Source organism: Simiduia litorea (genome assembly GCF_042853465.1).
Lineage (GTDB): Bacteria > Pseudomonadota > Gammaproteobacteria > Pseudomonadales > Cellvibrionaceae > Simiduia > Simiduia litorea.
Genome location: NZ_AP031497.1, coordinates 1,652,073 through 1,664,274 on the forward strand (window position 1 = coordinate 1,652,073; position 12,202 = coordinate 1,664,274).

Annotated in this window: 10 protein-coding genes; 8 read left to right on the forward strand and 2 right to left on the reverse strand. The window is 51.4% G+C overall.

What is annotated here, in order from left to right; translation table 11 throughout:
* Positions 1–26: 26 nt before the first annotated feature.
* From ACGHTT_RS07205 to ACGHTT_RS07215, 3 genes are read left to right on the forward strand one after another with little or no spacing between them, the layout of a single operon-like run.
* Positions 27–1,502 (forward strand): carotenoid oxygenase family protein, encoded by a 1,476-nt coding sequence (locus ACGHTT_RS07205; RefSeq protein ID WP_390594434.1) that lies wholly within the window; start codon positions 27–29, stop codon positions 1,500–1,502.
* A 21-nt stretch (positions 1,503–1,523) separates the two neighbouring features.
* Positions 1,524–2,729 (forward strand): acetyl-CoA C-acyltransferase, encoded by a 1,206-nt coding sequence (locus tag ACGHTT_RS07210; RefSeq protein ID WP_390594436.1) that lies wholly within the window; start codon positions 1,524–1,526, stop codon positions 2,727–2,729.
* 23 nt (positions 2,730–2,752) lie between these two features.
* On the forward strand, positions 2,753–3,982 hold the full coding sequence (locus tag ACGHTT_RS07215; RefSeq protein WP_390594438.1) for an acetyl-CoA acetyltransferase: 1,230 nt from the start codon (positions 2,753–2,755) through the stop codon (positions 3,980–3,982).
* Positions 3,983–4,228: 246 nt separating this feature from the next.
* On the opposite strand, the gene ACGHTT_RS07220 is transcribed toward ACGHTT_RS07215, so the two are convergent.
* Entirely contained in the window at positions 4,229–4,828 is a 600-nt protein-coding gene (locus ACGHTT_RS07220) for a hypothetical protein (RefSeq protein WP_390594440.1), read from the reverse strand.
* Between the two features lie 67 nt (positions 4,829–4,895).
* Positions 4,896–5,429, reverse strand: coding sequence for an RNA polymerase sigma factor (locus ACGHTT_RS07225; protein WP_390594987.1), 534 nt, complete (start codon positions 5,427–5,429; stop codon positions 4,896–4,898).
* Positions 5,430–5,632: 203 nt separating this feature from the next.
* Here ACGHTT_RS07225 and ACGHTT_RS07230 point away from each other — a divergent pair, with 203 nt between their 5' ends.
* From ACGHTT_RS07230 to ACGHTT_RS07250, 5 genes are all read left to right on the forward strand, one after another.
* Positions 5,633–7,093: an amidohydrolase family protein gene (locus ACGHTT_RS07230; RefSeq protein ID WP_390594442.1), complete on the forward strand. Its 1,461-nt coding sequence runs from the start codon at positions 5,633–5,635 to the stop codon at positions 7,091–7,093.
* A gap of 2 nt (positions 7,094–7,095) precedes the next feature.
* Entirely contained in the window at positions 7,096–7,371 is a 276-nt protein-coding gene (locus ACGHTT_RS07235; RefSeq protein ID WP_390594444.1) for a superinfection immunity protein, read from the forward strand.
* Positions 7,372–7,577: 206 nt separating this feature from the next.
* Positions 7,578–8,453, forward strand: a complete 876-nt coding sequence (locus tag ACGHTT_RS07240) for a DUF1080 domain-containing protein (protein WP_390594446.1) — start codon at positions 7,578–7,580, stop codon at positions 8,451–8,453.
* Between the two features lie 186 nt (positions 8,454–8,639).
* Positions 8,640–10,769: an acetyl-CoA hydrolase/transferase C-terminal domain-containing protein gene (locus tag ACGHTT_RS07245; protein ID WP_390594448.1), complete on the forward strand. Its 2,130-nt coding sequence runs from the start codon at positions 8,640–8,642 to the stop codon at positions 10,767–10,769.
* Positions 10,770–10,831: 62 nt separating this feature from the next.
* Entirely contained in the window at positions 10,832–12,142 is a 1,311-nt protein-coding gene (locus ACGHTT_RS07250; RefSeq protein WP_390594449.1) for a hypothetical protein, read from the forward strand.
* Positions 12,143–12,202 lie beyond the last annotated feature (60 nt).

The window sequence follows — 12,202 nt, forward strand, 5'->3', positions numbered from 1 at the left end:
TAATGGCCTGTTACAAGGAATTTAAGATGCCCATTACCTATGAAAACACTGTTAAAACCAGCTTAAAGCCCAGTCGACATCCCTATCTAACAGGCCCGTGGCGCCCCAATGCGACTGAATTCACGGCGACTGACTTAGAGGTTGTCGGTGAAATTCCCAAGGATATCGATGGCGTTTACGTGCGCAATACAGAAAATCCAGCGCAAGAGCCTTTAGGGCATTATCACCCGTTTGATGGCGATGGCATGCTCCATGTGATGTCGTTTAAGGACGGCAAGGCCGAATACCGCAATCGCTTTGTGCGCACCCGCGGCTTTAACGCAGAGCAAGAAGCGGGCGAAGCGTTATGGGCGGGCATCGCAAACAATCCGGCACTTTCCAAGCGCCCGGGCTGTGGTGCTCAGGGTTCGGTGAAAGACGCGTCCTCCACGGACGTGGTTATACATGCTGGAAAAATACTGTCGACTTTTTGGCAATGTGGCGAAGGTTATCGATTAGATCCTTACACCTTGGAACAAGAAGGCACAGAAAGCTGGACGCCCTTGGAGGGTATTTCTGCGCATCCGAAGGTGGATGAGAAAACCGGCGAGCTGCTGTTTTTCAATTATTCAAAATACCCGCCGTACCAACATTATGGCGTGGTGGACAAAAACAATAAGCTAGTGCATTACACGCCAGTGCCTTTGCCTGGCCCCCGCTTGCCGCACGACATGGCGTTTACGGAACATTATTCTATCTTGGTAGACCTCCCCTTGTTTTGGGACCCGGAACTTTTGAAAGAAGGACGTCATCATGCGAAGTATTTTCCTGATATGCCCACGCGCTTTGCGATTTTGCCGCGCTTCGGCACGGCGGCAGATGTGCGTTGGTTCGAGGCTGCCCCCACCTATGTCTTGCACTGGATGAACGCCTACGAAGAGGGCGATGAAATCGTGTTGGATGGTTATTTCCAAGACCAGCCTGATCCGGAACCGATTGAAGGCTTGCCAAGAGCTGTGGGTAAAATGATGGCGAATATTGCTATCAATTGTTTCGAGTCCAAATTGCATCGCTGGCGCTTTAACTTAAAAACAGGCGCCGTTGTTGAGCAGCGTCTAGATGATCGCGCACTCGAGTTCGGCACCTTTAATCAGCAATATGCCGGCAGAAAATCACGCTATGTGTATTCCGTATGGGGTGAGCCAAATTGGTTTTTATTTTCTGGCTTGGTGAAACATGATCTAGAAACGGGTGAGTCTTGGTCGCTTCCCTTTGGCGAACAGCGTTTTGGTAGCGAAGCGCCATTTGCGCCGCGGGTGAATGCTAAGGATGAAGACGACGGGTACCTTGTAAGCTTTATTACTGATATGAAAGCTGATCGTTCTGAGTGCGTCTTGATCGATGCAAAAAATATTGAAGCAGGCCCCGTTTGTCGAATTATATTACCCCATCGAATTTGCAGTGGGACACACGCAACCTGGGCCAGTGGCGAGAGCATCCGCGCGGCGCAGGGTTTGGAATGAAGCGCGTTTTGGGGCGTTTTCATGATGTCTGAAGCCTATATTGTCGACGCGATTCGAATACCTCGGGCCAAGGCGCACCCGGTAAAGGGGGCTTATGCGAGCCTAAAGCCTGTGGATTTACTGAAGCCGTTGTACGACGCATTACTAGAGCGGAATGGTTTTGCCAGCGACGAAGTCGATCAAGTGATATTGGGTTGCTCCAGTCAGGTATCTGATCAAGGCGCAAATATTGCAAAAATATCATCGCTTCACGCGGGCTGGGCTGACACCGTTTCGGGCATTACCTTAAGTAGCTTTTGTTGTTCCGGTCTCGATGCGGTTAATTTTGGTGCCAGTAAAATACGCTCGGGTATGGATTCCATTCTTGTTACCGGCGGCATTGAGCAGCTTAGCCGCGTGCACATGTTTGCCGATAAGGGGGCTTGGTACTCTGATCCTGCTGTGATGCAAAGCACGCGTTTTATGCATATGGGTTTGGCGGCAGATCTCATTGCATGTCGGGCTGGTTTTAGTCGACAACAACTTGATGATCTCGCGCTTCAATCCCATCAGCGAGCACTAGTGGCGACGTCGGCGGGTTTTTTTAATCGCTCGCTGATTACACTTAAAGACGCTGATGGCAAGCCGTTATTAGCGGCGGATGATGCTATTCGTGCAACTGCTGATGAAACAACGCTTGCGGCTTTACCTGCAAGTTTTTCAGAGCAGTTAGCAATGGGGCAGGTACAAGTTGATCGCGTTTACGCGCCTTTAACCTTGCAAGCATTACATTCGGCGGGCAATGCGCCAGCGTTGGTGGATGGCGCGTCATTGGTGCTCTTGGCCAATGCCGAAAGCTGTCGACATAAAGGTTGGGCTAAGCGCGCCAAAGTGCAGTTCTTCGCCAATGCCAGCGATGAACCGGTGCAAATGTTAACGGGTCATCTTCGCGCTACAGAAAAATTATTACAGCGTACCGGGTTAAAGGTTTCCGATATCGACCTGTGGGAAGTGAATGAATCTTTCGCCGCCAGTGTGCTGCTGTACCAACGTCATTTTTCCATCGATAACGATAAGTTGAATGTTAACGGTGGTGCTATCGCCATGGGTCATCCACTTGGCGCTACCGGGGGGAATCTCATTGGCATGTTGTTGGACGAAATGGAGCGGCGGGATCTAAAACGGGGTATTGCTGCCATTTGTGGCGGCGCTGGTTTAGGTGTGGCAACGTTGATTACGCGGGAATAAAACTTTGAGGCGCAGGGATACTTATGGCAACTGAACCAATTTATATACTGGGCGGCTATCAAAGTGATTTCGCCCAAAATCTTGCACGTACAGGCGGCGATATTGGGCAACTGTTCATTGACACAGTGCGAGCAGGGTTACAAGCCACCGCGCTTGACGCGGCGGATGTCGACGTGGGTCATGTGGGCAATTTTGTTTCGGCATCCTTCACGGGACAGGCGCATTTGGGTGGATTTTTTGGCCATGTAGATCCGGCCATGGCCTACATGCCAGCCTCGAGCCATGAAGCGGCCTGTGCTTCTGGCTCAATGGCAATTTTGGCAGCTATGGCCGATTTGGAAGCTGGCCGTTATGGCGTCGCTTGCGTTGTTGGTTTGGAAGTGATGCGCAATGTGTCTGCCAATGTAGCGGCTAACAATTTAGCTGCGGCAGCTTGGGTTGGGCAGGAGTGGTCGCAGGCAGAATACTTGTGGCCGGCGGCTTTTGATGATGTGCTGAGTCTGTATCAAGAAACTTACGGCGTGGACTATCGGCATTTGGCTGCAATATCAGAGCAAAATTTTTCTAACGCTAAGCGAAACCCCAAAGCTCAAACCCGAGGCTGGAAATTTGGTGAGCAAAGTTTTGCTCAGAATGATGAGGCCAACCCAGTCGTGTGCGGTAATCTTCGTCGTCAAGACTGTGGTCAAATAACCGATGGTGCTGCGGTGGTGTTCTTGGCGTCAAAAACCAGCGCGCAGCGCTATGCGCAGCAGCGTGGTATCACGCTCGAATCTTTACCGATGATTAAAGGTTGGGGACATGTGAATGCACCGCTACTGTTTAAAGAAAAACAACGTTTGAACCATAACCAACCCTATCTTTTTCCCCATGTGGACGCGCTATTTCGGCAAACCTTAAAGCGTGCGCAGCTTGAAGATATTCATGGTGTTGATGGTATTGAATTACATGATTGTTTTTCAATTACGCAATACATGATTCTGGATCACGCGGGGCTAAATAAGCCGGGCGAAATATGGAAAACGCTAGAGGCCGGTACTACGTCGCCAACGGGTAGCTTACCGGTCAATATGAGCGGCGGTTTAATCGGCTTGGGGCATCCGGTGGGTGCTACGGGAGTGCGTATGTTGCTGGACGCCTACAAGCAGGTGGCCGGGCGCGCCGGTGAATATCAAATAGAAAATGCGCGCAACATGATGACGGTTAATTTAGGCGGTAGCACAACGACCTGTGTCAGTTTTATTGTGGGTTAACTTGTGCGGTAGGTGACGACAGGTACTCGTGAATCTAACAACCAAAAACCTGCACAGCTCCAGTGTTGATCTTGGTGCGCATGCTATGACAGAGTACCGAGAAGAGGCATTTGCAGTGGCGATGAACGGCTAGCTTGCCAAGCCGATGAGCTGTGAGGCGTTGGCCAGCGCATTAGAAAAACTTTCCCATTAGGTGTTGATACGCAAACGGTTGGCGGATGAATCTGGCACCTAGCACTTGCGGCGCTAAGCATTATCAAACTCTCGCTTTAATTGTGCCACTTGAGCGAGCAGCACTTGATAGTGTCGCACGCGTCTTTGTAGGTAGATAAACAGCAAGCACACGCAAGGCGCTAGGGTTAAAAACGCAATGACTAAATCACTTGGTATAGACGCCGGCCAAAGCATTTTTAATGTTGCTAACACAGCCGTGAACGCTAGCACGATAACACATCCCAGTTGATTGAGTCGTAGGTGTTTGATGCTGGCGGCGTAACTTAATTGGCGGAATTCAAGCAGACCTTCAGTGCTCCAGTCGGAGTAGTTTATGACTTTAGTGTGGATATTGAACGCGTAGTAGAGTGTCATGCCGGCGCTAAACAGCATAACTGGGCCAGCGATGAGCGTTGCGGGAGAGGCCGGTAAAGTGAGAAAAAATAACCCCGCCAGCAATAACACACCGGCTTGGATCAGATCTAGGTAAAACCAGAGTCGGCGTTTGCGCTGCTGGCTGCGTGCGGTGGTAAAATTCACTGGGTTATCTGTTGGCTGACTTTGCCAGGTTGCGCGGAGTGCGTCTAAACCTAGGTCATTCAGGTTATCGTTGTCGTGTTCTTTCTGTTTCATCGTGAGTGCTCTCGGCGCGATATTGTTGCAATTGTTGTTGGTCGTTCTTTCCGGAGGCTGTAAGTCTTTATGTGTCGCGTTCTAATCGTGCTTTTAATTCTGTTTTGGCGCGATTGATGCGAACCCGCACGGCGCCAGCGCTGATTTGCAGAATGTCGGCAATCTCTGTCGCGGCTAAATCTTCCAATAACAACATGATGACCTGGCGGTAGGGAGCGTCTAAGGCGCGTACCGCCTGCAGCAATAACTGCTGTTGTTGGTTGCGCTCTAGCTGCTCGGCTGGACAGTCATCGCTGGACTGGAGGTTGCCGTCGACTAGCTGGGTTAGCTGCTCAGGTTCGTACGGCTCGGCTTTGTCGCGCACCTGCCGCGCTATGTGGTCAACCGCCACATTGTGGGCAATACGAAAGACATAGGCGCGTGGGTTGTCGGCTGCGGTAATCCGATCAACTGAAAGGGCCATAGCGTAAAAAATCTCCTGCGCTAAATCTTCGCGTAACTGTTGATCCGCTTCATAACCTGACAGTGTCCGCATAATGGCCGCTGAATACGTGTGCCATAGCTGTTCTATCGGCGGTTGTTTTTCAATTTGATTTTCTATTTTTCATTCAACCTTTTTCTGGGCAGTGCTTATGTCAGGCCATTGATGCCGTTCGGGCTTCGGTGAGCGCAATGTGTCTGACTATGTCATAGGAGTCTGACGGACGCGGCAAAGTGTTACACAATTTTTTTTGTAACACTTCCTAGGCAGTATCCGACTGAGGTTATCGAACACATTGAAAAGGCTGAGAGACAGCCGGAGACATGATGATAACTAAGATACTAAAGCAGCTAGGCATAACAATAAGTGGACTCTTGTGCCTTTACGCGCACGCATTCGCGGCGCCTACCAGTTATGTATTGCACAATGCCAACCTTATCGACCCCTACCGCCAGTCGATTACCGCCGATGGTTGGTTGCAGGTAACCGGTGACACGATTGTTGCGATTGGCACCGGCGCTGGGCCGGCGTTGGCGCAGCGCATTGATGTCGCGGGTGCCTATGTGTTGCCGGGGCTGGTGGACGCACATATGCATTTAACCGCGGGCCCGCTCTCGGTGTCGGTAGATAACGGTGTACCCAGCATCAGTATGACTAGCCAAGAAGACATAACCCGTTTTCATGCGCTTGCCGCCTTAGCTTCCGGCGTAACGTCGGCCTTCAGCCCGGCTGGCGATCCAGAGGCTAACCATGTCTATGCGGTCAATCAGCAAAATGGTCTGTGGCGCGGCCCCGCGTTGAGCTATGCGGGACTGAGTTTTGACCCTACGCCAATTGCTGGAGGCACGGTCTACCCCGCGGACAAACAAGCTTGGCAGCTCGAAATTGCGCGTCAAAAAGCCCTCGGTGTTAGTCATATCAAACTTTACCAAGGCCTTTCTGAAGCCGAATTGCGTCAGGGTATCGCGCTAGCCCATGAAGCCGGTTTATCAAGTATCGCTCATTTAGACCAAGTGAGTTGGCAGTTTGCCGTGGACGCCGGTGTCGATGCGCTCACCCATGCACTCATGCCGTCGCCGGATTTATTACCGAGTGATCGCCGTGCCGAATTTCAAGTCGACCTCGTGCCCGGTAGTAGTCAATATCTCTACCGCTGGTTTGAACTGGTGGATTATGACGCAGCACCGATGCAACAGTTATTTACCAGTTTGGCGGCAGAAAAAGTCCGGGTAGATCTCACCTTGCTGGTCAATGAGATGATGTTTTTCTACCCGCAGTTGGCCGAGTTGTACCCAGAGCGCCGCTGGCAGCAGCACCCAGCCATTGCATCGACCTGGCGTCAGAATTTAGGTATGTCTCTGTACAACTGGAGTGAGGACGATTTCGCGCGCGCACAAGCGGTTTTTCCGAAGGTGTTGGAATTGGTGACGCGTTTACACCGTGCCGGTGTGCCGCTGCTGATCGGCTCCGATAGCTATGCTGCCGGCCACTGGTATTGGCGCGAGCTGGCACTGCATCAAATAGCCGGCCTTGATAGCTGGCAGATTCTGCAAATGGCAACCAGTACCGCCGCGAGTGAATTAAACCTGCCGAAAGTTGGGCAGCTAGGCGCCGGGTTTTATGCGGATCTTGTCATTCTTACCGCTAACCCATTGCAGGATATTACGGCTGTAGAGAGCGTCAGTCAGGTCATTCAACGAGGCAAGATTTACTCGGTAGCGACATTGCGTGCTGAATTGGAAACACTATCAACCCTTACATCAACTGGTAATTTGGAGCAATAATCATGAACGAATTTCTCAATAATTATTTGGCACTGGTAGAGCAAAGCAGTGTGGCTCAGCTCGTATGTTTTGCGGTGTTCTTCTTTATCGTTTATTTTTTGCCGACCTTGCTGGCGGTCTTTTTTAACCGACAACATTTAGCAAAAATTGCGGTCTTAAATATTCCTGCGGGGTTTTCGCTCCTTGTATGGGGGGCACTAATTTTATGGGCATGCACTGGCAAAGTCGGGCGGGAGTTGGCAAAAAAACTAGGTGAATCGCGCAATGCCAGTGCGTAAACTTTCCTATACAGCCATTAACCCTAAAGCATAAACGATTGAGTGATCTCACAATGCCGTTTAACCTCAGCAGTAGCTGGTGTTAAACGGCGTTGATGAGGCCTGTATAAAGCTTGTATATGACAACTCAGCACGGCAGGAAACACTGGCTAAGCATGGATGTGGTGTTTACACTCCGCTAGGTTATTAGTCATAGGAAAACGGCGATGCAGCGCTCACTTGTTCTGGTATTCTTTTATTTACTGAGCGCGACGAGTTTTGCGCAGCATAGTGACGAGAAAGTCGAATCAGAAGCTGAACAATGGCGTTCGTTGCTAGACAGCTCCCTGTCGCAGTGGGATAGCTACCTGAGCTATCGCTTCAAGCCGGGTTATGATGGCGCCAAGCCGCCAGAAGCGCCGGTTGGGTTTAACCAGCCAGCTGCCGCGCAGGTATTCAGCGTCAGTGTGGTCGATGGTGAGCCAGTATTACGGGTCAGCGGCGAGATATACGGCGCACTGATTTCCAAACGTAGTTATCGTAATTACCATTTAAAAGTACAGGTGCAATGGGGCCAGAAAAAGTGGCCAGCGCGCGCCGATCTATTGCGCGATACGGGTATTCTTTATCATTCCATTGGTCCTTACGGCGCTGACCACTGGCGCTCTTGGATGTTGAGCCAAGAGTTGCAAATTATGGAAGGGCATATCGGCGATTACTGGAGCCAAGCCACCTCGGCTATGGATATCAGAGCTTTCCCACCAGAATACATCATGAACCCTGTGGCAAGCCTTGAGCAGCCATTTTTGTCGGTTGGTTATGAGCAGGCTATCAAAGGCTTTGTTCTTCGCCGCGAAAACCGAGAGAGTCAGCAAGGTTGGACGGATGTTGAATTGATTTGCTACGAAGGGCAGAGTCTGCATATCGTCAATGGCGAGGTGGTGATGGTGTTGCGCAACTCTCGCTATAAAGAGGGCAGCGAATTTCTCCCGTTGCGGGAGGGAAAGATTCAGCTACAGTCCGAGGCCGCAGAGGTGTTCTTCAGACAGATTCAAGTGCGCGAGCTCAATAGCCTGCCGGTGGCGTATGAGCGCTTGTTTTAGCGTTTTCGATAGATAAGGATAGGGCGGCAGAGTGCAGCGTCACGATGTCGAAATTTGGCTCGATTATCGGGCTTTTTAGTCAGTTTCAAGCATTGGCGCGCTAGCGATTGGTTGAATGCTGTTCTTTTACACATTGGCGATTGACAGGCTACTTGAGTTAGCCGTCTCGAACGGAAAAATTGTTTCATGCAGCAAGGTAATCTTTACCATCAGCTCGATGATGTGGTAGCTGAGATTTTTGCGCGCGCAGGCCAGCGCTTGGTGTTGGCCGCGCCGCTCGGTATTGGTAAGCCCAATCGTTTGTTGAATGCGCTTTATGCGCAGGTGCAAGCACAGCCCGATAGTGCGTCGCTCACCCTATACACGGCCTTATCGTTACAGGTTCCGCAGGCAAAACATTGGCTGCAGAAACGCTTCTTAGCGCCCTTTGTGGCACGCCATTTTGGTTCGGATTATCCCGCGCTTACCTATGTGCAAGATCGTGAGCGGGGAGCATTGGCTGCCAATGTTCGGGTGCATGAATTTTACTTTAGCCCGGGTAGCCAATTGGCGAATCCGGTGGCACAGCGCGATTACATTTGCCAAAACTACACGCACGTGGCGCGCGATTTGGCCGCTGCCGGTGTTAATGTCATTGTGCAACAAGTGGCCCGGCGCGGCGATCGATTGAGTTTAGCCAGCAACCCCGACGTGACGTTAGATCTTATTACGCTGCTACGACAAGCGCAGCAACCTTGCTTAGTGGTCGCCGTGGTGAATCCGGACATGCCGTTTTTAGGTGGCGATGCCGAGTGCTCTGCGGCTGAGTTTGATGTGTTGCTCGACGAAGGCGGTGCGGGTGACTCGCTATTTGCGCTACCGCGCGAGGCAATCAGCGCAACCGATCACGCCATTGGGCTTTTCGCGAGCAGTTTGGTGAAAGATGGTGGCACCCTTCAGGTGGGTATTGGCGCATTGTCGGATGCAATTGCCAATGCCTTAATTGTGCGCCATCAACACAATGGCGATTACCAAACAGCGCTTTCATTGTTGGCACCAACGGCTGAAGAGCGCGCCTTAAGTCTGCGTGTGGGTGGCAGTGCCCCTTTTGTTAAAGGCCTCTATGGCGCCACTGAAATTGTCATGGATAGCTTCATGCATTTACACAAAGCCGGCATTTTAGTGCGCGAAGTGTACGATGACATAGCTCTGCAATCGTTACTCAATGATGATCAAATCCGCTCGCCTTTGCGCACAGAACACATGGCAGTACTGCTGAAGGCGGAAGTGATCGAAACACCGCTTACGACTGCCTGCGTACAGCGTTTGCAAAACCTCGGTTTGTTGCCACTAACGGCCTCGCTACAAGGCGACCGGTTAAGGATTAACGAAACGGTATCGCTGGGTGTGGATTTGACGCAGCCGGAAAATATGGCCGAGCTAACCGGTTTTCTAGTGGGCCAGTCGCTACAAGGTGGTCGCTATTTGGAGGGCGCTTTTTTTCTGGGTTCAAAACCTTTTTATCATTGGCTGTCAACATTGACAGGCAAAGATTGGAGCGGCATAAAAATGCAGCGCGTCTCCCATGTCAATCAACTCTATGGCGGGCGTGAAACCCTCGACCGAGTACAGCGCCAGCATGCACGGTTTTTTAACTCGTGCATGCTGCATACCTTATTGGGTGCTGCTGTTTCTGATGGCATCGACGACGGCAGGGTGGTTAGCGGCGTGGGCGGTCAATACAATTTTGTCGCCATGGCGCACGCCCTAGAGCAGGGGCGTTCAGTGATTATGCTGCGCGCTAGCCGCGAGCAGGGCGGCCGGACGGTATCAAATATTCGCTGGCAATACGGCCATGTCACCATTCCGAGACACCTGCGCGATATTGTGATAACCGAATACGGCATTGCCGATTTACGCGGCCAGTGCGATGAGGAAATCGTCAAGCGCCTGCTCGCCATCAGTGACGCACGGTTTCAATCTGAGTTGATAGCAAGTGCCAAAGCCGCGGGTAAATTGGCGGCGGATTTTGTGCCACCGCCCCATTGGCGACGCAATCTCCCCGCGCGCTTGGCGCCGCTGTCTGCGCTTTCTGCTTTTAATCGCTACCCCTTTGGTTCAGATTTTGATGCGCTAGAACTGCGTATAATCGATGCCTTAACCAGATTGCAGCAGGCACTTAGCTCACCGCTCAGTGCTGTATTGTTAGCGCTAAGCGCATTGTGGCCAAGGCGGTTATCGGCCGAGTTTCAGTCGTGTTTAATACGTCTAGAGTTGAATCAGCCTAAGACGCTTGGCGAGTGGTTGGCTGCGCGTATGTTGGCGCGATTGTTTTAACAGGAAAAAATTTTCGTTGCCAAACTGAAAAGATAACAATAATTCATACGAGAGAAGGTTAGATGCGAAAGCCATTGCTACACGCAGCATTAACGTTGTTAGCCATAGTGTTACCCTTAGTGTTCGCGATAACGGCCGCGCCTGTATTTGCGTGGAGTAATCATGCACCAGGTTCGGCATTGGCGTTGAGTGTTATGCCGGAATTGACCGATGTGCAGGTTGAGGTCGAGCCATTGGAGGATTTTTTACGGGCGCAGGCGCCTGCATTAGTGGCTCGCTTAGCTGCACAGGAAGAGTTTGCCCGGCTGCACTTTCCCCAAGTGCCGGCGGCGCCAGAAAGTTTGCACTGGACCGGCGACGCGCCCGATCTTCGCAGCGCTTTTTTACAGGCCTTGCGCTTAAACCCCGAGATAAAATTAGCGACTTTTGTGCAAGCTATTCCCGGCGCTAAGGATACCGCTGTTTTACCGCCGCTTGGCGCCAGTGAGGTAGTCATTTTTAGCGACCTCGACGCTTGGCAAACATGGCATTTTTTTAGCCTAGTCAAGGGCCAGACGATCAGTGCGCTATCTGTGTTGGCCAGCGCCGCCGACGAGCCAGACTATGGCCACGACATACATTTATTCAGTGATAACCCCAGTGCCGTAGCAAGCCTGTATAATTTTGGCGTGCAGCCCTTTGGCGACAGCCGTTTCGAGCACTCTTCGCAAGCGCCTTTTCACATGGGCTACTTTCACGAATCGGCTATTATTTTTAGCCTCGGTAGCTTTCTAAAAAATACTTTTGCCGATTGGCGCGCCTATCAGTTTTTTTCGCTCGCGCAATTTGCTTTTGAGGCCGGCCATCCTTATTGGGGCTATCGGTTTATGGGTTGGGGCTTGCACTATGTGCAAGATCTCACTCAGCCTTACCACGCTACGGTGTTACCGGGCAGCAGCACGGCAGATTTGTTGTGGATTTACGCCCAAGATAGCTTGGGCTTCAGCCAAGCAAAACAGATGGTCATCGCCCGCAATGCCGACTTTCATACCTATATTGAGACCTTGCAATACCAGCGTTTGGCTGAGTTACTTGTCGATCAGCAGCTAGAGCACCCCTTGGTAGCCGCTTATCGTACTAACAATAACGAGCGCGATTATCCGCCCTTTAACCCTGCTTATTTGCGCACCGTTATTGCGGCCGAGGCGCGTACTTCGGCGGATCAATTGGATGCATTGATTGCGTTTAACCTGGTTCAATTTCCTACAATACCGCAACTTGTCGAGCAATCGCCCTTGGAGTTGTTGTTGGTACAATTAACGCAACGCTTTGGTGTGCATTCACGTCATGCAGTGCGCACAGTGCTTACTGACTCGCCCAAGGCCGAAGACTAGCGGTAGCGCTTCTTTTGTGGCCGCTGCTATCGCGACCGTTAAGATTCGGTGGCGGCCCTA